Genomic DNA, 19920 nt, shown 5'->3' with positions numbered 1-19920 from the left:
CTAACTATAGAAGAAAAGTCGCCCCAAGGCAATTTCTGGATGAGCTGAAAGCTGCAATTTCGGGACATCTTGCCCGAAGGAGTCAAATCGTGTACAATCATCTCCAGTTCTATTGTCAACCTGACATTGCGTATTTTTGGTTGACAATTCATTTGTAGAGAAATAAGGAGGAGATGCACGTGATCGAACTGCGTTCCGAGTGGGATGTATATGCGGAGAAGGCGCTGCGCGGCGAACGGCTGACGACGGGGGAAGGACTCGCTGTACTTGGAGCGGACGACGGGGAGCTGCTCCCGCTGCTGCATGCAGCTTACAAGGTGCGGAAGACGTACTTCGGCCGCAAAGTGAAGCTGAATCTGATCATCAACGCCAAAAGCGGCTTATGTCCGGAGGACTGCGGGTACTGCTCGCAGTCGATCGTGTCTAAGGCGGGCATAGCCAAATACCCGCTGCTGGAGAAAGACGTGCTTGTGGACGGCGCCCGCAAGGCGATGGAGCTGAAGGCGGGGACGTACTGCATCGTGGCTAGCGGCAGAGGGCCGACGAACCGGGAACTGGATCAGGTTGTCGAGGCTGTCAAGGAAATCAAGGCGACGATGCCGATGAAGTTGTGCGCCTGCCTCGGGCTGTTGTCGGACGAGCAGGCGGCGCGGCTGAAGGAAGCCGGAGTCGACCGTTACAACCATAATCTGAATACGAGCGCCGGCCATTTCGCTACTATTACATCCACCCACACGTATGACGACCGGGTACATACGGTGGAGAAAGCCAAAGCGGCAGGCATGTCTCCCTGTTCCGGCTGCATCGTCGGGATGGGCGAATCGGATACGGAAATCGTCGAGATTGCTTATGCGCTTCGGGAGCTGGACGCGGACTCGATCCCGATCAACTTTCTGAACCCGATCCCCGGCACGCCGCTGGAACACAGCTATACGCTTAACCCGCGCAAATGTCTGAAAGTATTGGCGCTTTTCCGTTTCCTGTGTCCGACAAAGGAAATTCGCATCTCCGGCGGTCGAGAGCTCAATCTGCGCTCGCTTCAGCCGTTCGGGCTGTATGCGGCGAATTCGATTTTCGTTGGCGATTACTTGACGACGGAAGGGCAAGAGGCGAGCGCCGACCATCGGATGATCGAGGATCTGGGGTTCGAGATCGAACGCTGCGCGCTCTAGCGGCCGAGCGGCAAGGTTGTAACGGCAGAACGGAGCGGCCTCCGGCTTGATGACATCCCGGCCGTATCTTGCAATGGAAGCAGTTGAAATGTTTGCGGGAGGAGGATGGCGATGAAATATGCGCCACGAAGAGACGTCTGGCTGTCGGCCGTCATATGGTCGTGTGTGCTTCTATTAGTGTTAGCCGGCCTATCCCCGTTAGCAGTGGAAGGTGCAGGACTTATCGGGGGTACTCTCATCTGTCTGTTTTGCTTGGCTTGCGCCGGATTTATCGCCTGGCTCTGGATCGGGATCGGCTACGTGCTGCGCCAATCCGAGCTGATCGTACGGACCGGCCCGTTCGCCAAAACGATCTCGCTGGACGGCATTACGAAGGTGCGGCGCATCCGTTCATGGATGTCGTCGGCAGCTACTTCGTCGCGAAGGCTGGAGCTGACATACGGCCGTTATGACTTCATTCATCTTTCTCCGCTGCAGGAGGAGAAGTTTCTCGCAGAGCTGAAAAGCCGCTGCCCGCAAGCCCGTTTCGAATGAGAGCGGGCTTGCCGTTCGTTTGATTTGGGCGGATGATCTTGTTAGAATGAAACGAAAAGGTAACGTATGGCGATAACGACGACTTTCCTGTTGTCAAGCGAATATGGGGGCTCAACTAACATGTTGCACGAGCAAACGAGCAGTATTCCTGCCGCTGCGTCGCCTGATGTGGTGACGTTCGGCGAGTCGATGGGACTGATGATGCCGACAGGAGCAAAAGGGATCGAATATTCGGCCGGCTTCGAGAAATCGTTCGCGGGGGCGGAAAGCAATGTCGCGATCGGGCTCGCCCGGCTCGGTCACAAGGTCGGCTGGTGCGGCCAGCTTGGCGACGATCCGCTTGGCCGTTATGTGCTGAAGCAAATTCGCGGCGAAGGCGTCGACGTGTCCCGCGCCAGCCTGGTCGCAGGGGCTCCGACCGGGCTCATCATCCGCGAGGTCGTAAACGGCAAATCGTCCGTTTACTATTACCGCCGTTTTTCGGCGGCCAGCACGATGCGTCCGGAGCAGCTGGACGAGGCGTATATCGCCGGAGCGAAGCTGCTTCATCTGACGGGGATTACGCCAGCGCTCAGCGAAACTTGCCGGGAGACGGTCAAGGAAGCGGTGCGGCTCGCTAGGAAGAACGGCGTCAAAGTGTGCTTCGATCCGAACCTCAGGCTGAAGCTGTGGTCGGCTGCCGAGGCCAGATCGTTCCTGCTGGGGCTTGCCGAGGAAGCGGACTACTTTTTGCCCGGGCTGGACGAGCTGAGGCTGCTGTACGAGACGGAGGATTTCGAAGCGATTGCGGAGCGGCTTCATAGGCTGAAAGCCGTCTCGATCGTCAAGGGCGGAGGCGACAGCACTTATGTGGTCGAGAATGGCGCGATAGCCGAGGTGCCCTACTTCAAGGCGGAGCGCGTTGTCGATACGGTTGGTGCCGGGGACGGATTTTGCGCGGGCTTCATCGCCGGGCTGCTGAACGGGGAGTCGAACGTCGAGGCGGTCCGTCTCGGCAATTTGATCGGCTCGATGGTCGTGCAGGCCGAAGGCGATTGGGAAGGGCTGCCGACGTGGCCGCAGGTAAGGGCAATCTTAAACAACGAGCAGCATGTGGAACGGTAACATGCGGTCGCAACATCTTTGGAACCGATTCGTTATGGCGGCAAAGGACTGGAGGCCTCAGGGCCCTTCCGGTCTTTTGCATAGGGAAGGAGGCAATTGCACAATGGCCGTTGCTACAATAGCGCTATTCGGATTGCTGATTTTCTATGCGATCGCATTTGTGGCGGTGCTCACTATTGTACGAAAAAAGTTCGGAATCAAATACGCTCTCATGGTCATTGGAATAGCGCTGCTTGCGGGACTGATTTATTCCGTATGGATCGGAAACTGGCTGCTAGCCGCCACCATGGTACTGCTTGGCGTCGGCATCCGTAAACATGCTTCTCGCTTAGCTGCATTGGCAAAACGATCATGAAACAGAAAGCGGCGCCCATGCGCGGTGCACGGTGTCACGCCTAACACAGACATATCAGCGTCATAACAGAAGTCGAACTGGATCGACAGAAATGGGTGGACTCGCGATGAAAAAAATAAAGCTTGTGCAGCAAATAGCGGAGGAGGGCGTCGTCGCTGTACTGCGCGGAGAGACGCCGGAGGAAGTCGTCGGCATGGCGAAACATGCAATCGCAGGCGGCATCAAAGTGATCGAGGTGACGATGACCGTACCGTTCGCACTCCGGGCGATCGAGGAGCTGGCGCGGACGTATTCGAGCGCGAAGCCGGGCAGCGACGATTACGCCATCATCGGTGTCGGCACCGTGCTCGACCCGGAGACGGCGAGAGCGGCGATTTTGAGCGGAGCGGAGTTCGTTGTAGGACCATCGCTCAATCCGCAAACGGTGGTGCTGTGTAACCGATACCGGGTGCCGGTTATGCCGGGCGTGATGACGGTTCAGGAAATCCAGTCCGCACTGGAGTTGGGCGTGGACATCGTCAAGCTGTTCCCGGGCAATCTGTATTCGCCTTCGATGATCAAGGCGATCAAAGGGCCGATGCCACAGGCGAACATTATGCCGACGGGAGGCGTATCGCTCGCGAATCTGGGCGAATGGATCGAGGCGGGAGCGGTAGCCGTCGGCATCGGCTCCGATCTGACTAGCGAGGCGGTTAAGACAGGCAACTACGCGCTCGTAGCGGACAAAGCGGCGCAATATGTGGCCGCTTACCGTAAGGCGAAAGGCAAGCATTAAGGCGAAAAGCGAAGGGACCGGGCGCTTATGGCGCATCCGGTCTTTTTGTTTGCTCCGCACTGCAAAAGGATCATTTCGTCGTCCGGTTGCGCTTCGCTTCCTCGATCCGTTTCAGCGCCAGCTCCTCCGCTTCCCGGAACGCCGTATTCATATCTTGCGTTCCGTTCGCCACGCTCAGGGCGGTGCCGGCATACACGCTGTTCACCGCGAACGTATAGTCCGCGAAAGGAGGGATGGCGGCGTTTTTGTACTTGAACAGCGCCTCGTAATGTTTGTCCGGAAACGCCGTTTCCTTCCCGTACTCCTTCTTCGTTTCGTCCGTCGTCAAAGTCGGAATGAAGCCGCGCCGCGCGACCCAGCTTTGGTATTCGTCCGAAATCATAAACTTCAGAACTTCCGTCGCCGCGTCTTTATCCTTCGTCATATTGGTCAGTCCGAAGTAAAACGGAGTTGTTTGCGTGCCGACACCAGGGGCATCGGGAAAGACGGGGATCGTCACCATATCCCAATTGAATTTTTGCATGGCGGGAATGAGACTCGGGCTGATGTAGATCGCAATATTGTAGGCGTACATCGCCAAATCCTGCTTGGTGACGAAGGCGTCGTTGCCAGGAATGCTCTTCAGCTCCAGCAGTTTGTTGCGGACGCCCGTGTCCTGTAGTGGCTGCACGAACAGCGCGTCGAACAGTCTGCGCCAAGCGGGGTTCGTATTAATTGTCGGCATATCCTTGGCGTTGTCGACCATCGGAACCGACAGCTGGTTTTGCGCAATGAATTGGCTCGGGGATGTGCTTAGACCGACATACTGCTTGCCGTCTTCGATCCGGGTCAATTTTTTGCCGAGCGCGATCGCTTCGTCCCAGGTCATGCCGTCTTTCGGGTAGGCGACACCGAACTTGTCGAAAATATCTTTGTTGTAGAACAGGATGAACTTCATATCGCTGACCGGAATGCCGTACGTCTTGCCCGCGGAAAATTGCTTCATCGCTTTGATCGATTCCTGCTCGAGGCGGCTCAGGTCAACGTTATGCTTCTTCATCAAGTCGGTCATGTCGTATTGCAGCCCGAGTGAAAACAGCGTATTCTCGAAAATGCCGATATTGTTGTAGAAAATATCGATCCGCTGGCCTTCCGTAAGCAGCTTGGTCGTCGCTTCCTGAATGCTCATCGAGGCGGGCATCTGTATATATTTGAACGTATGCTGAGGAAATTTTTTGTACAGCAGCTCGCCGTACTGCCTGTCGAAAAAATCTTGCGGCTGGGCCGAGCCTCCATAAAACACGATTTCGGCCGGAGCTGCCGGAGCCGGTGCCGACGGCTCCGAGGAGGGCGGATTCGCACCGCCTCCGTCCGATTTGCCGCAAGCCGCCAGAAGCAGCAAAGATACGACTGAAGCCATGTGGAATCGTTTTGTTTTCATTGCCTGTTCGCTCCTCTCGATTCACCAATATTGGAAGCGTTTACAATGGTGGTCGTATGTCTTCAGCGGAACTTTTTTCCGCTTACATCTTGATGCCCAGCTTGCCGTCCTCCAAGATAACCTCATAGCGGAGCAGTCTCATGTTCGGCTTTACGAGCGATTTGCCGGTCTTGATGTCAAACTCCCAGCCATGCCACGGACAGCGCACAATCTCGCCCTCTCTGCCAAAATCGTACGCGTAAACGTCCGAAGGTAGCGTCGTGCCGCATACCCGGCCCTTGCAAATTTCGGCTCCTTGATGCGGGCAGTAGTTGAAGTAGGCGAAATATTCGCCGCGTCTATGATAAACGACGATAGAACGGCCGCCGACCTCGAACACGCGATGCTGCCCGTCGGGAATCTGGTCGGCTGAGCCCAGCGCGTATACCGTCATGGCGTTGCTCCTTTCTACAGCCCGTATAGCTGCTTGGCGTTCTCGTAAAAAATGCGTCTTCGCTGCTCCGGCTTTAGCCATTTCAGGATATGATCCGGCGAATCGAAATCCCAATGCGGATAATCGCTCGAATACAGCAGCATATGCTCCGCGTCGAACATCTCGAAAATTTGCTTCAAATGGATGAACTGGCTCGGCTCCTCGATCGGCTGCGTCGTCAAATAGATGTGTTCGCGAATATAGTCGCTCGGCAGCTTTTTCAGCCACGGCACCTGGGAGCGAAGCGCCGTATAGTTTTTATCGAGCCTCCACATCAGATGCGGCAGCCACGAGACGCCGCCTTCGATCAGAACAACCTTCAGGCGCGGATATTTCTCGAACACGCCCTCGCAGATCAGACTCGTCAGCTGCGCCATAAAGGTGGTGGACAGGCAGGTGTGCCATTCGATATACCAGGTCGGGTAGCCGACGGCCGTCGGCGGATTCGCCTGTCCGGCGCCTTCCGCTCCGGGGTGGATGGCGACGGGCAGCCCGTTTCGCTCTGCCGCTTCATAGATCGGATGATAAAACCGCTGGCCGAGCGGCATGCGCGAGGCGCTGCTGCTGACGACCTGCACGATGCCCGGATGGGAGCCGAGCCGGTCGATTTCTTTGGCGGCGAGGTAGGGGTCCTGAAGCGCCACGAGCAGCGAGCCTTTGAATCGCGGGTCTTTGTCCAGCCAGTGCTCGATCGTGTAATCGTTAAAGGCGCTCGCTATGGCGGCGGCGAAATCCGGATCGTGACCGACCGATACGCTGAACAGATTGCCGGTTAATATCGCATGCTCCATGTTGTACGGCTCGAGGAGCTGCTTCACGACAAAATCCGGGTCGGACCCGGCTGGCCCTCCGCCTGGAGGTTGCGCATCCTGTCTGCCGACGCCGACCGGCGAATAGTAGCCGGAGTACAGGAGCCCGAGTCCGGCGCGGGCGACCCGGTCTTTCCACGTGTCCGCCAAGTACGGCAGCAGGTCTCTGTCGCTTCGCAGCGAATGGTGCACGTCGCTATCGATCACTTTCAATTTTTCACTCAATCTCTTGTCCCCTTTCTTTCTCTGGCGTGAAGCGCGGGCGAAACGCTAGCCCGGAAAAGCTCGCACAGCGCTTACCCTCAATGTATCACGGTGCCGAACCCATATCCATGAACGTTAACGATTCTTTTTGAACGATTCAACCGTTTTCGCGACAAGCTGTCGGCTGGGCATGTACAATGAAGGCAGGACCTTTCCGAAAGTGGCCGTCGTTTTAATTTCGGAAATCCGTCTTAGCATCGTAAGTAGGGGAGGCAGCGCCGCTTATGATTCATCTAAAGTCCGTCTTGTACGACGACCGTATCGAGAAATGGCAAATTCGCGAGGACCGGGTGCCGCACCATATTTTCATTTTCGTGACGGGAGGAACGGTTATTTATTATATAGGGGGAGAGCGGATCGAGCTGAATCCGGGGGACATCCTGTTCATCCCGTCCGGCACCGTCCGCTCCTGTCACAACGACAGCAAAGGTCCGCATCAGAAGTATTCCGCCCACTTCACGACCTCGGACGATGAGGAGGAGGCGATCCGTCTGCTGCAGGAGCGGGGAGCGAACAAGTGGAGCGCGCATAATGCGAATTACTTCCGCCAGCGCTTCGCCATGCTGCTGCTGCAATGGTTCGAGCAGACGCCGGGCGGACGGCTCATCTGCCAAGGAATCGTGCTCGAGCTGATCGGAAGACTGATTAACGACGCGTTGTCGAAGACCAGTTCGGCGGTCAAGAAGGATTTGATCCACAAGCTGCAAAATTACATCGTCCACAATCATAACAAGCCGATCCAGCTGTCCGATCTGGCGCATCACATCGACCGCTCGCCGAACCATGTCACCCGCATCTTCAAGGAAGTGCTCGGGCAAACGCCTATCGAATATATTCATCAGGTGAAAGTAGCGGTGGCATGCGAGTTGCTGAAGAGCAACCTGATGACGATTGCAGAAATTTCCGATCATCTGGGCTATTGCGAGCAATCGTACTTTCATCGCGTATTCAAAAAGTTTACGGGCGTCGCCCCCACGGCTGTGCAGAAAGGGGCTCCGCTTTCCTTCATTCCTCATCCGGCGATCCGCACGGCGGCAGCCAAATAACGGCGCAATAGAAAAGCTCCCTTCGGCGTAAGGCCGCAGGGAGCTGGCAGCGCATATGCGATCGGGAGCTATCGATACCTATTTATTGATCACAAATCGATGTACCAGTTCAGTCTGGCAAGATGAGGCTTGTCTTCATACGCATACCGTTCGATCGTTCCCAGATGGGCTCCTTGCTGCGCATAGAAGCGGCACGCCGCTACATTGTTGCTTTGCGTTTCTATTTTCAATTGCTTGCATTCTTTGGATCGGGCCCATTCCACGGCTTTCTCCATAATGGCCTTGCCTACTCCTTGTCCGCGAAAGATCGGTTTAACCCGCAAATCCCATAGACCGGCGATGTCCGTCCTGTCCTCCAGAAAATGTACCCCTGGCGTGTCATAGGCCAGCACCGCGCCACCGATGCGCTCCTCTTGCTCGTTGTAAGCGGAGACGACGCACCAGTTGCGTAAATCCCATCTATTCAGCCAGCGCTCCGGGCCGCGTCCTTTTTCCGCATCGTAATCGACCGTATACGGACGCTCGATCGGGACCTCGCGCAAGAGGAGACCGCCGAGACCTTGTTCCAGCGGCTCAATGTGGTATTCGCTAGTTGCTACGAAGGCGATGGTGATGTCTCCGTAGCTGGGCAGTACGTCCGGCTTTTCGTATTTCAGCGTAATGTTCATTTATGGTCCACCTCCAAGCGTAAAGCGGTTATTCTTTTAGATAAGCTTCGACTTCTTCTATGTAGCTTTCCAGAGCTTGTTCCGTATCGACGATGACATAACGGGCTTCGGAGGGTCTTATGCTTTTGCTCTGTTCGGGGGTGAGGATCGTGTTTTTCAGCTCTGCGGGCAGTTCGCCCACCTGGCTGATTTTTCGCTCGCGCGTCTTCAATCTGTGGTCCCGGATCTGGTTATCCCCAAGAAAGCACTCTACATATTTGTACCGTACCCGATACCGCTCGGCGAGCGCCGTTCCTTTTTCCAGTTGGATCGAATATAAGCAGGGGCTGTCCATAATGACGCTTCTGCCTAAAGAGAGCTGGAACTCTACGAGCGCCCAGTCGATCTCGTACGAGATGCCGCCCGCGTCATCCGGGACGCGGGATGCCATCGCTCCCAGCAGCGCCGATTTCACCACATCATGGTCGACAATAACCGCTCCCGTTCGTGCGGCTATCGCTTTAGCCAGCGTAGACTTTCCCGAGCCGGGATAGCCAGACATTTGCAGAAAGAACACTTGAAATCCCTCATCTCTCAGCATATTAATTGTACGAAATGGATGCGGACGTGTGAATGTATAAAGTAATTATATAAAAGGTTTACACGTTCGCGCGAAGAAAGTCGTGGTAGTATAGATGAAATAATGGATTGCTGGAGGAGCACCGGAATGAGCATTCAATTTCGCCATATTGCCAGAGCGGTTGTAGTAAGTGACGGCCAAATTTTGATCGCCAGGATGAAAGGAGCGCATTCCTTTTTGCCGGGAGGGGGCGTCGAGCATGGGGAAGGAGCCGTAACGGCTCTCAAAAGGGAACTGCGAGAGGAGTTGGGCGTCACTGCCGTGGAAGTCGTCCGTTTCCTCGGTGTTGTCGAGTTTGGCCTTGAGCATAAACAATATCACGAGATCAATCATGTGTTCGAAGTTCGATGCGAGGAATTGAGGGGCGGAACGAATCCAAAATCGCAGGAGTCGCATCTGGAATTTTACTGGACCCAGCCTACGGCCGAGAAGCTGAAAGAGCATGACGTTCTGCCGTACCTGGTTCAAGAAATGATTCCGGAGGCATTAAGAGAAGGCAGGCCGCTGTGGGTGAGCAATATGTCCGGAGAGGGCTGACAGTGCAGCCGAACTTGTTTACTTTGGAGCAGTTGGCATTCGGCCTATTGTGCGGCCGGCTCTACGTTCGAGTTTTGTTAACAACGAAGGAACTTATGGAGGTGAAGCGAGATGGGGGTAAGGTTCCGGCCATATGTTGAAGAAAACGATTACACCGTACTTCGAGAACTCATCAGGCAAAAGTTCGCGGACCCGGAGCGCCGGTTTTATCCGAGTCTGGGCGACTGGGATTACAATCGCGCATTTGGCGGCGATGCGTTTCGTAACCAGGTGACAGTCTGCGAGCTGGAGGACGGTACGACGATCGGGGCGATTTGGCCGGGGCATTACCGGATCTTGTACGTTTTTACCGGCCCCGAATACGCCCATCTCGAGAATGAAATTTTCGCTTGGGCGGAAAAGCGGTACTGCGGTCCTTCGCTGGAAGATCGAAGCGGGCAAGAGGTGTACGTGTGGGCCTATCTCGAGGATCGGATACGCGCTCCCATTTTGCGGGACAGAGGTTATACGCCGCACACCTGGTATATGTACTCGGGCGTGATCAATCTGGAGCAAGCGATTCCAGAGCCGAATTTTCCGGCAGGCTACTCCGTACGGCCTATCCAGCCCGGCGATTTACCGCAAAAAGTGGCTATAATGGCAGGTTCCGCAGGACTCACTAAACCGACGTTGGATATATACAATCGCCTTATGTCCGGCTTGACGTACCATCAGGAGCTGGATTTGGTCGTCGTCGACGAAGCGGAACAGGTTGTCGGCTTCGCCAACGTATGGCACGATACCGCGAACCGTATTGCCATTATCGAGCCGTTCGGCACGGCAAAGACACACAGAAGACGAGGACTCGCCACTAACCTGCTGTACGAAGCGATGCACCGGTTGAAGGAACGGGGAGTCACTCAGTTGTATATCAATCATGGCGGGCTGTGGACGCTCGATCGCGAACCGGACGACGCGATGCGCGTTTATACGAGAGTAGGTTTTCGGGAGCTAGGCAACATGTTTGTCTGGTGTAAATCGTGCTCCCAGGTGGACTAGAGTCTTTGCTTGTGGCGGTGGGCCGTCAAAACGAATACGAGCTGGAGCAAATCTGAATGTTTGATGCAGCTATGGCGACGCTGATTGAAGATTTCCTGCCAGATCCCGGTTCAGGGGAGCAGCTTCACGAAATTTGCACTTATGTGCTTCAGCCGATCGGCGGCTGGATGAAGGAATCTTGGAAGTCGTAGCGAATCAAGAGGATGACAGGGCGCCGAGGATCATGGCATGTTCATCGCAGTTAGAAAATTTGGAGCAGTGCATGCAGTCTTTCCACACTTTGGCCATCGGCAATTGCTTTTTATCTACAAGACGAAATCCGCATTTTTCGAAAAAATCAACCTGATAAGTTAAGGACAATAAGGTTTGAATCCCTAAAGCTTTCGTCTCGCGAATGGCGGTTTGAACGAGACGCTTCCCGATTCCTTTTCCAAAAAACTCGGATGAGACGGTAAGCGATCTTACCTCCGCCAGATCTTTGTCCAAGATGTGCAGACTTACGGTACCGATCACTGCACCGTTGTATTCCGCCACATAAAAGCATTGGAGATGTTCATAGATCGAGCCAAGCGTCCGATGCAGCAGTTTCCCTTCTTCGGCATAATCGTTAATGAGCTTAAACATGTCCGGGGTGTCGTCCATAGTCGCTTTTCTAATAGGGTACATGATGCGTATCGCCTCCCTAAGATAGAATTTTAATTAATGTACAACCATTTGTATAAAAATACAACAAATTTTAAGGAGGAGCGCTATGAGAATTGCTGCCGCAGAAGATTCGGATTACGGGTACATACACGATCGGGACGCTCATATTCTGGAAAGCTTAATACTGCCGAAAATCAGAGGAAACGAAATTTATATCTTTCTGAGTGAAGAGGAGCAGCGCATCGGCTGGATGCGGTACGGTTATTTTTGGGATAACACGCCTTTTCTGAATATGATCTGGATCGATGAGCCGTACCGGGGGCAAGGAACGGGAAAGCAGGCTGTACTGTTCTGGGAAGAGGAAATGAGGCGGAAAGGCTGCAATCGGGTGATGACTTCGACTATGGCGAATGAGGCTGCCCAGCATTTTTACAGAAAATTGGGGTACCGGGATGCCGGCTGTTTGCTGCTCGAACAGGAGCCGCTCGAGATTCTGATGGTGAAAACGATAGGATGCGGCTGAAGGCTCCGCCTCGTTCCCGCAGCGGGAAAAGACCGGGACATTTCAGCGCAAAAGCGTTGTAGAAGCGCTGAACGGAGGGACTCTATGTTGTCACAAAACCGGATCGACCGCATCCGGGAAAGCGAAAAGTTGTATCACGACAACTGCTATGAAAACCATACGCTTTTTCAAGAAGGGTCTTGGCTGCATAAGCCCGTCAAAGCCGTGCTGGATGTATTCGAGCTGCTGGAGCGGCGGGACGATCTGCGGCTGCTGGACCTCGGCTGCGGTGTCGGAAGGAACAGCATTCCGCTGGCGCGCAAGCTGGCGGGTACGAAGGGAAAGATCGTATGCGTCGATTTGCTCGAGTCGGCGATCCGCCATCTGGACAAATACGGTCGCGAATACGGTGTTCCTGACCATCTGGACTTGGTCGCCGCGAACGTTGCGGATTTCCCAATAGCGCCTAATGAGTACGACTTTGTGTTCTCCATCTCCACCTTGGAGCATCTGGATAGCAAAATGGTGTTCGAACGGACGATTCGCAGGATGATAGAGGGGACAAGGTCGAGTGGCGTACATTGCCTGCTCTTGAACTCGAACGTCAAAGAAATCGTAAAGGAAACGGGCGAGGAGCTCGATCCGATGTTTGAGCTTGTGTTCGATACGGAGGAGCTGTTGCAGGCGCTCTCGACTCTGTATGAGGGCTGGAACGTACTGCTGCGGAAGGTGAAGCCGTTCGCTGTGGAAATAAACAGGGACGGCAAGCCGGTTATTCTGAAAAGCGAGGTTGTAACTTGGGCGGCGCAAAAAAGATAAGGATGGGGCGATGAGCGGTTACCTCCGGATATAGTGTTATCCCGACCGCTTTTTTGATGGAAAAACAGCTATAAACATTGACAGTATAGTAGAAGCTGCACGATTATCGTCGTGTAGCGGCTGGTGCGGAATATGGCATATATTTTGCAAGTTTTGGCTTGTCGGCTCAGAAACCGATTGCTATAGTGATCATAGAACTTGGAAGCGATTGACGAATGCAATCCGTATCCGACCTAAGGGGGATCCAACGATGTCGTACCGATTTGGAATTTACGGCTGCCAGCACGCCCATATCGCATCTTTTGTCGATCAAATGCTTGCGCTCGGGGCTACATGCGCGGGCATTTACGAGCCGGAATCGCCAAGCTTGGCGCAGAGTTTGGCACAGCGCCACGGCATTATGCTTGTAGACAGTCCGGACGCCTTTCTGGATAGCTCTGTGAATGTAATTGGCTCGTCTGCGGTCAACAACCGGAAAATCGATGTCATCGAATGGTGCGAGCGCCACGGCAAACATGTCATGCTGGATAAGCCGGTCGCAACGAACCGGGAGCAGCTCGAGCGGCTGGAGGCGGTTTTGAACCGGGGGAGCATTCAGGTTGGCGTTATGCTGACCGAGCGGTTCCGAGCGTCGATTCATACGCTGAAGCAGGCGATCGACGCGGGGAAGCTCGGGCGGATCGTCAGCATCTCGACGCGGAAGCCTCACCGGCTGTCCCCGGCTTCCCGGCACGCCTGGCATTTCTCCAAGCGGGAGAGCGGAGGCCTCGTGATCGATCTGTTCATTCACGACTTCGACCTGCTGCGCTTTTTGACCGGTCAGGAGGTCGCTTCGGTGCACAGTCAGGTGGCGAAGCACATCCTTCCCGAGTATCCGGACTTCTACGATACGGCAGCCGCTCAAGTATCGATGAGCGGAGGAACGATGGCCCAGCTGTATACGGATTGGCATACGCCGACCAAAAGCTGGACGTGGGGCGATTGCCGCATTTTCATCGTCGGCACGGAAGGCTGCGCCGAGCTTCGGCTGAACGGGGACCCTTCTGTCGGTCAGGAGGAGCTGTATTTCCAGATTACGCACGACGAGCCGTTTGCGAAAATGGAACTGACGAAGCCGGAGACCAACTTGACGCAGGACTTTATCCGCCGCATCGAGAATAAACCGAGTGTGCTGACGCACCGGGATATTGCCGAGACGATCCGGGCGACGGTGCTGGCCGACGAGAACGCTTCTGTATTCAACGCGTTCCACTCTTAACCGCGCATGAGCGGACAACAAAACGATGGGTATCCGAGCATCGCTGCCGGACCCATCGTTTTCGTTAAAGGGGCATATTTTTGCCTATATCGCAATCGTCCGGCCGCCGCTTGCCTAGAGCTTCAGCTCTCCCGGCGTAATCCCCCAATAGTTGCGGAAAACGCGGATAAAGTACCCGGTATCCTTGAAGCCTGCTGCCAAACCGGCATCGGCGACTTTGCTCCCGTTCTGCATTAGCCGTTTGGCATATATCATTTTTTGTTCCATCATGTAGTCGGAGAACGACTTGCCCGTTTCCTGTTTGAATAGGCGGCTCAAGTGGGAGGCGTTCACATGCAGCCGCTGCGCGGCCACGTTCAGCGTGAAAAATTGCTGGTCCATCTCCTGTTCGACCATTTCCTGAAGCTGCTGGACTAGCGGGTGCAGGGCGGATGTCCGCGACGTTTGCGAATAGTCCGCGATTCGCTCCGCCACCTGAAGCAGCACCTGGCCGCTCGTTTCGTCCCCAGCCTCCGTCTGCAAGCTCAAGAAGCGTTCGTACAAATCCCCGACGACTTGCTTCATCGGCCACTGTTTCCGTTCGATAAACCCGGCGAGCAAGCCGCTGACGTAGAGGAGCTGTTCGCGGTCTTCTCCCGAAGTCCGTTCTTTGGTCTCCTCCGCCATAAGCCGTTCCAGGGCAGAGCGCAGCTTCCCTTTGTTGCCCGTCTCGAGGCCCATCTCCAGATGCTTCTCGAACTGCGACGGCGACGGAGCCCGGAAGTCGCGACGGTCTGCTGCCGGCGCGGCGTACGCCTCAGCTTGCCTGACCGCCGCTGTTCCACCTGCTGCCGCGGGCCGCTTGGATGTCGTCCAGCTTTTGCGAGCCGCCTCGCCGCCGTGCAGCAGCTCGATCCGTACGGAACCCGACCGGTTTTTCCGCTCCTCTACATGGAGGTGAAGGACGCCGGTTGTCCTGTCGAACGACCAGCCCGCCTGAAGCTGCGACTTTTTCGCCCGAGTCGTTTCCTGGTATTCGCTCCCGTCCACCGTCACAAGCGAAGGCTTCGTTTGCAGATGGACGAACACGTCATAGCTGCGTTCGGCCGACATGCCGTCGTACTGTCCGTTTCTCGCCCCGATATGCACCAAGGTGCGGTGTTCGGACGATTCGCAAAGCACCGTAGTGAGGGAAAACGCCCCCTCCTCGTATTTGCAAGTGACGCCGTCATCCTCATACAGCGTAAACTCGCTGTCCTTGTGCGGATAAATGTGCAAGCTGATCGTGTCGACCGGCTTCTGTCCGACATGATTCATCTCCGGCCACATCGGGAGGATCGCCCCGGCGCGGACGAATAGCGGCCCGCCGGCCTGCTCGGGGGCGTGATACTCCAGCTTCGCCGGTCCCCGGTAGCGTCTGCCCGTCCAGTAATCGATCCATTCGCCTTCGGGCAATTCGATCTGTTCGGTAAATGCGCCCACCAGCAAACTGTCTCCGAACATATACTGCGTCGTCATCTCCGCCATCTCCGTCTGGCGCGGGTACATCAGCGGCATTGCCCGGATGATCGGCATGCCCGTTGCGTATGCCGTGTAGGCCGACGAATAAATATACGGAATAAGGCGGTACCGGAGCTTCGCATACCGTTTGAACATTTCTCGCAGCGGAACGTCGAGCAGGCACGGGTGACGCCAATACGCCCAACTGTTCACCTTCGACCACGGCTGCAAAAAGCCGAAATGGATACCTTCCGGGGAATGAATGTCCATGTCGTTGGCCATATTCGACAAGCCGCATAAGCTGGCGTTTAAAATTTTGACGAGCGATCGCGGCTCGTCGGGCTCGTCGGCCAGCCCGCCGGCCCACATGGCCGCGTACTGCTGAATGCCTGCATAACCCTCGGCTGCGTACACCATAGGCCGTTTTCCCGTTTGCCGCTTGAAGCCGTCATGCATTTGCTTGGCGAGAAGCAGCGGATACAGATGGTGCATCTCCTCGTCGCCCATGCCGTTGCTCCAGCTTTTGCCCTTCAGCGCTCCGCTGTTCTCGGTCAATTTGAAGGCGCTGACGCCTTGATCGACGAACTTCTCCAGATGGGTATACCAGATTTCCTCCTGCTCCTGCTCCCCGTTCGATTGTCCGGCCGTGTCTGGGCTCGCCGCATCCCCGTCCGAAAGCTTGACGCGCTCGGCCGCGAGCCGTTCCTCGTAACGAGTCAGGTCGAAATCGGAGCCGAGCCACAGGCTGAGCTTGAAGCCCATCGCCCGCAGCGTGCCGATAAACGTATGCTGCCCTTTCGGGTTCCAGCGAGGGATAAAAAACCGCTCCGGGTGCCAGTTCTGGTTCGTGGAACGGTCATAATGAACTTCCATCCACGTCGCGTCCAGGCCGATCATATCGCAGGGGATGTCCGCGTCCCGGAACTTCATCGCATCCTCGATCGTTTCACGCGCGTTCGCCTGCTGATTGCCGATAAAAGCGAGGCCATATGCCCATAGTGGGAGCAGCCGCGGCTTTCCGGCAATGGCGGTATAGCTGCTCAGCAGCTCCGCATACCCGCTTCCGGCGAACAGCAGATAGTCTAGCGTTGGGGACGGGACGCGTAGCATGATCCGGTCGGGGTCAGCATGCCCGATATCGAAATCGTGCGGGTCCGAAGTATTCGCGTATAGCCCCCAGCCCCGGCTGCTCATCAAAAACGGCACCGGCGTATATGCGTCCCGCTTCATCATGCGCATACGGATATGCTGGCCGCGTTTCATGATCGTATCCGACCCGATGCCGGTGCCGTATATCCGTTCCTCCGCATCCAGCTCGAACCGGGCCTCGAAGAATGTCCCAGACGGATCGGAGAGCTCGGGAGAGGAGGGGAGGGGAGCGTGGCCGATGGCCAGTTCGCCGCGCGAATGCTGAAACGACAGCCGCCCGTCGCGTTTGGCCGCCCGCAGCGAGGCGCGGCCGGTTCGGAGCGTATACGCCTCGTCGTCCTCCTCGAGCTTGAAGTCGGGACGGCTTGCGGGGAAGCGGACGATATCGTAGCGGACAAGAGGTGATTCAGGGAAATGCTCCGTTTCACTGACGGTAATATGAAAAATGTTGGAAGCGATTGCATTGATGCGCAAAAAGGAGCCTTCAGCGGTTTGGAACTGGGTACATGTTGGTTTTCTGCGCATAAACCGACCTCCGGACAGTGGATTTAAACGTTACAGGAAGCTTTTCTTACATATTATAGCATATTTTTAGTGCAAACGCATGAGATTACGATTCGCTGCAATCAAATTCCTATCGAGCCGCTTGCGGGCACGAAGAGGCGAGCTTGCGAGGTCAAGACGCAGCCCAAAAAGCCTCCCGATTCCGCCGTTTTGGCGAAACCTGGAGGCTCTTGAAGCTGTATTTCTTGGATGCATTGCGAAAAGGAAGAGGACGGGCCGAGGCCACTTCCTCACAAGAGAATTAGTGCGATAGTTCGACAATCACGCCGTCCGCTTTGGCGCGATCCTCAGCAGCCAGGAGACGCACGATCGATTCCGACGAATCGAATGTCCACGCCGAAGCCGGAGCGCCGGAAGCGGCTGTCGTACCGGGATCGGTCGCTTCCTGCCATACGACGCGGTTAACCGTTACCTGCTTCGGTTTTGCGGCGGTATGGATGGACAGCTCGTAGCTGCGGTGTTCCGGCATACCTGCGTATTCGCCCGAACGGAGGCCGATTTCGATGGCCGTGATGCCACCGCCGGTACGGCAGCTTATCTTTGTGACGGCCACCTGTCCGTCCTGGTAGGAGTAGCTCATGCCATCATCCTCGTACAGCGTAAACTCGCCGCCTGCGAAAGGATATACGTTAAGGCCGATTGTATCCACCGGCTTTTCGCCGACGAAGTCCATCTCCGGCCATTCCGGGATAATCGCTCCCGCTCGGACGAACAGCGGACCTCCGGCATACGCCGGGACGCTGGTGGGCAGCTCCTGCGGGCCGAAGTAATGGGCGCCCGTCCAGTAGTCGATCCATTCGCCCTCGGGCAAATAAACGGTATCCGCAAAGGCGGCTACGAGCAGCGAATCGCCGAGCATATACTGCTGCAGCAGCTGGCTGGAGCGGGGATCGTCCGGGAAGGCGAGCGGCATCGCCCGCGCGATCGGGAAGCCGGTACGGGCGGCGACATGGGCCGCCGAGTACAAGTAGGGCAGCAGCTTGTAGCGCAGCTTCGCGTACAATTTGAACATTTCCAGCAGCGGCTTGCTCAGCAGCCACGGATGCCGCCAATACGCCCAGCTGTTCACCTGCGACCACGGCTGCAAAAAGCCGAAGTGGATGCCTGCCGAGGTGAATACTTCCATATCGCAGCTCGTATTGGCATGCCCGGACATGCCGTGGTTCAGCACGGATACGAGCGGCTTCGGCCCGCCTCCCGTATCGCCCGCCCATGTGGCGGCGTACTGCTGGATACCGGCATAACCGCCGGCCGTATAGATCATCGAACGCTGTCCGGTGTGTTCCTTGAAGCCCAGGTGCATCTGCTTGCCGAGCAGGAGCGGGTACAGGTTGTGCATCTCGTTGTCCGGCAGCCCGTTGCCCCACAGCCGGTCGGGATGCTCCAGCGTCTGGTTGGACGCATCGAGCTTAAACGCCGAGACGCCTTGATCGACGAATTTTTGCAGATGCGTAAACCAGGCCTCGTCCGGCTTCGTTATTTTGTCCAGATACGTTGGCTGCTGCAGTCTTACGTCCTGCTCGTAATCGTCGGCATGAGGCACGAACGATTCGTCCTCCGAGGCGGAAACATCTTCTTCGCCGCCTGCAAGCAGACGCTCCTCGTGATGGGTCAGATCGTATTCCGAGCAGAGCCACAGGCTCAGCTTGAAGCCTAGCCGATCGAGAGCGCCGATGAACGTGCCCGGCCCCTTGTCGGCCCAATACGGCAAATAAAACCGTTCGGGATGCCACTTTTTGTTCGTCGAATAATCGTAGTGCTTATCCATCCAGCCGGGCTCGAGTCCGATCAAGTCGCACGGGATGCCCTCCCTGCGGAAGTTCAGCGCGTCGGTCAGCATTTCCTTCGCATCGGCCTGCTGGTTGCACACAAACGTCAGCCCGTACGCCCACATCGGGAGGAGCTGGGGTTTGCCGGTCAAATCCGTATAGCTGTCGAGCAGGTTCTCATAGCCGTCCGCCGCGAACAAATAAAAATCGAGCTGGCCGCTTCGCCCCCAGAGGCGCATCCGGTCCGGCGCCGTTTTGCCGATATCGACGGCATGCCGCGAAGTCGTGTTCATGAACAGTGCCCAACCCTTGCTGCTCATCAGAAACGGGATCGGGGCGTACGATTTTACGTTCTGCACCCACATATCGGCGCGGTGGCCTCTTAGGTTGATTTGCTCCCGGGTCACGTCGCCTAACCCGTAAAACTGTTCGTCCTCGGCCAGCGCAAATTCGGTTCCGAAGCCGGCCTTCCGGCTGGACCAAGGGGGGATGGAGTGAGAGGTCAGCAGGGCGCCGTTCGCCTTGCGCAGCGAGAGCTGTCCGCTCTCCTTATGAACGTCCAGAACGGCTTGCCCGGTATGGATGGAGAGGAGGTCGCCGGCATCGCGGACCGAGCACGGAAAATCCGCCTCGGGATGAACGACGATGCCGTAGCGGACGAGAGGCGGCTCCGGAAACGAATCGGTCTCGTCCATACGAATGCGGAACGAATGAGGGGAGATCGCTTCGATTCGCATATAGCTGCCGCTTGCCAGCCGATGTACAAAAGTGGTCTGCTGCAAGCCCTCCCCGGATCTATTTGAAACGAATGGTTCGGTAGTAGACATTCGCGTTCTCCTTTCGCGGTAGATAGGCTCATTATACGAGCGGCCGCCGAGGAGTTGTAGGGAATCGGATTGCATTTCATCGTAATTTGATGCGG

Annotated in this window: 20 protein-coding genes; 12 read left to right on the top strand and 8 right to left on the bottom strand. The window is 56.1% G+C overall.

Features of this window, described 5'->3' with window-relative positions:
• Nucleotides 1-173 precede the first annotated feature (173 nt).
• The 5 genes from bioB (at nucleotide 174) to D7M11_RS29440 (ending at nucleotide 3940) form a co-directional block, all read left to right on the top strand.
• Complete coding sequence (gene bioB / locus D7M11_RS29460; RefSeq protein WP_120750859.1) at nucleotides 174-1172, top strand: biotin synthase BioB; 999 nt, start codon at nucleotides 174-176, stop codon at nucleotides 1170-1172.
• 111 nt (nucleotides 1173-1283) lie between these two features.
• On the top strand, nucleotides 1284-1706 hold the full coding sequence (locus tag D7M11_RS29455) for a PH domain-containing protein (RefSeq protein WP_158606893.1): 423 nt from the start codon (nucleotides 1284-1286) through the stop codon (nucleotides 1704-1706).
• Between the two features lie 120 nt (nucleotides 1707-1826).
• Nucleotides 1827-2810, top strand: coding sequence for a sugar kinase (locus tag D7M11_RS29450; RefSeq protein ID WP_120750857.1), 984 nt, complete (start codon nucleotides 1827-1829; stop codon nucleotides 2808-2810).
• A gap of 103 nt (nucleotides 2811-2913) precedes the next feature.
• Nucleotides 2914-3165, top strand: coding sequence for a hypothetical protein (locus D7M11_RS29445; protein ID WP_120750856.1), 252 nt, complete (start codon nucleotides 2914-2916; stop codon nucleotides 3163-3165).
• Nucleotides 3166-3271: 106 nt separating this feature from the next.
• A complete protein-coding gene (locus D7M11_RS29440) occupies nucleotides 3272-3940 on the top strand; it encodes a bifunctional 2-keto-4-hydroxyglutarate aldolase/2-keto-3-deoxy-6-phosphogluconate aldolase (protein ID WP_120750855.1) in 669 nt (222 codons plus the stop codon).
• Between the two features lie 70 nt (nucleotides 3941-4010).
• On the opposite strand, the gene D7M11_RS29435 is transcribed toward D7M11_RS29440, so the two are convergent.
• The 3 genes from D7M11_RS29435 to D7M11_RS29425 form a co-directional block, all read right to left on the bottom strand.
• On the bottom strand, nucleotides 4011-5360 hold the full coding sequence (locus tag D7M11_RS29435) for an ABC transporter substrate-binding protein (RefSeq protein WP_120750854.1): 1350 nt from the start codon (nucleotides 5358-5360) through the stop codon (nucleotides 4011-4013).
• Nucleotides 5361-5442: 82 nt separating this feature from the next.
• Nucleotides 5443-5793: a Rieske (2Fe-2S) protein gene (locus D7M11_RS29430; RefSeq protein ID WP_120750853.1), complete on the bottom strand. Its 351-nt coding sequence runs from the start codon at nucleotides 5791-5793 to the stop codon at nucleotides 5443-5445.
• 14 nt (nucleotides 5794-5807) lie between these two features.
• On the bottom strand, nucleotides 5808-6866 hold the full coding sequence (locus D7M11_RS29425) for an amidohydrolase family protein (RefSeq protein ID WP_120750852.1): 1059 nt from the start codon (nucleotides 6864-6866) through the stop codon (nucleotides 5808-5810).
• A gap of 263 nt (nucleotides 6867-7129) precedes the next feature.
• Between D7M11_RS29425 and D7M11_RS29420 the strand changes: the two genes are divergently transcribed.
• A complete protein-coding gene (locus D7M11_RS29420; RefSeq protein WP_120750851.1) occupies nucleotides 7130-7951 on the top strand; it encodes a helix-turn-helix domain-containing protein in 822 nt (273 codons plus the stop codon).
• 89 nt (nucleotides 7952-8040) lie between these two features.
• Here D7M11_RS29420 and D7M11_RS29415 read toward each other — a convergent pair whose 3' ends face one another.
• Both D7M11_RS29415 and D7M11_RS29410 read right to left on the bottom strand, forming a co-directional pair.
• Nucleotides 8041-8619 (bottom strand): GNAT family N-acetyltransferase, encoded by a 579-nt coding sequence (locus tag D7M11_RS29415; RefSeq protein ID WP_120750850.1) that lies wholly within the window; start codon nucleotides 8617-8619, stop codon nucleotides 8041-8043.
• Between the two features lie 28 nt (nucleotides 8620-8647).
• Nucleotides 8648-9175 carry a P-loop nucleotide/nucleoside kinase family protein gene (locus D7M11_RS29410; protein WP_120750849.1) on the bottom strand — a complete coding sequence of 176 codons (528 nt, stop codon included), beginning with the start codon at nucleotides 9173-9175 and terminating at the stop codon, nucleotides 8648-8650.
• A 150-nt stretch (nucleotides 9176-9325) separates the two neighbouring features.
• Between D7M11_RS29410 and D7M11_RS29405 the strand changes: the two genes are divergently transcribed.
• From D7M11_RS29405 to D7M11_RS37820, 3 genes are all read left to right on the top strand, one after another.
• The gene (locus tag D7M11_RS29405; RefSeq protein WP_120750848.1) at nucleotides 9326-9775 is read left to right on the top strand and encodes an NUDIX domain-containing protein; all 450 of its coding nucleotides are present in this window, start codon (nucleotides 9326-9328) and stop codon (nucleotides 9773-9775) included.
• Between the two features lie 111 nt (nucleotides 9776-9886).
• A complete protein-coding gene (locus tag D7M11_RS29400; RefSeq protein WP_120750847.1) occupies nucleotides 9887-10813 on the top strand; it encodes a GNAT family N-acetyltransferase in 927 nt (308 codons plus the stop codon).
• 56 nt (nucleotides 10814-10869) lie between these two features.
• Nucleotides 10870-11004, top strand: a complete 135-nt coding sequence (locus tag D7M11_RS37820; RefSeq protein WP_275671746.1) for a hypothetical protein — start codon at nucleotides 10870-10872, stop codon at nucleotides 11002-11004.
• A gap of 4 nt (nucleotides 11005-11008) precedes the next feature.
• Here D7M11_RS37820 and D7M11_RS29395 read toward each other — a convergent pair whose 3' ends face one another.
• Nucleotides 11009-11479 carry an N-acetyltransferase gene (locus D7M11_RS29395; protein WP_120750846.1) on the bottom strand — a complete coding sequence of 157 codons (471 nt, stop codon included), beginning with the start codon at nucleotides 11477-11479 and terminating at the stop codon, nucleotides 11009-11011.
• 85 nt (nucleotides 11480-11564) lie between these two features.
• On the opposite strand from D7M11_RS29395, the gene D7M11_RS29390 reads away from it, so the two are divergent.
• The 3 genes from D7M11_RS29390 (at nucleotide 11565) to D7M11_RS29380 (ending at nucleotide 14037) form a co-directional block, all read left to right on the top strand.
• Entirely contained in the window at nucleotides 11565-11981 is a 417-nt protein-coding gene (locus tag D7M11_RS29390) for a GNAT family N-acetyltransferase (protein WP_120750845.1), read from the top strand.
• 84 nt (nucleotides 11982-12065) lie between these two features.
• Nucleotides 12066-12779 carry a class I SAM-dependent methyltransferase gene (locus D7M11_RS29385; RefSeq protein WP_240041359.1) on the top strand — a complete coding sequence of 238 codons (714 nt, stop codon included), beginning with the start codon at nucleotides 12066-12068 and terminating at the stop codon, nucleotides 12777-12779.
• A gap of 250 nt (nucleotides 12780-13029) precedes the next feature.
• A complete protein-coding gene (locus tag D7M11_RS29380) occupies nucleotides 13030-14037 on the top strand; it encodes a Gfo/Idh/MocA family protein (RefSeq protein ID WP_120750844.1) in 1008 nt (335 codons plus the stop codon).
• A gap of 114 nt (nucleotides 14038-14151) precedes the next feature.
• Here D7M11_RS29380 and D7M11_RS29375 read toward each other — a convergent pair whose 3' ends face one another.
• Both D7M11_RS29375 and D7M11_RS29370 read right to left on the bottom strand, forming a co-directional pair.
• Nucleotides 14152-17190 (bottom strand): TIM-barrel domain-containing protein, encoded by a 3039-nt coding sequence (locus tag D7M11_RS29375; RefSeq protein WP_120750843.1) that lies wholly within the window; start codon nucleotides 17188-17190, stop codon nucleotides 14152-14154.
• A 280-nt stretch (nucleotides 17191-17470) separates the two neighbouring features.
• Nucleotides 17471-19825 carry a glycoside hydrolase family 31 protein gene (locus tag D7M11_RS29370; RefSeq protein WP_158606892.1) on the bottom strand — a complete coding sequence of 785 codons (2355 nt, stop codon included), beginning with the start codon at nucleotides 19823-19825 and terminating at the stop codon, nucleotides 17471-17473.
• Nucleotides 19826-19920: the final 95 nt, after the last annotated feature.

Source organism: Paenibacillus ginsengarvi (assembly GCF_003626695.1).
In the GTDB taxonomy this organism is placed as follows: Bacteria; Bacillota; Bacilli; order Paenibacillales; family NBRC-103111; genus Paenibacillus_AB; species Paenibacillus_AB ginsengarvi.
The sequence above is the reverse complement of the archived record's forward strand: the minus strand, read 5'-3'. Positions and strand labels throughout refer to the sequence as shown.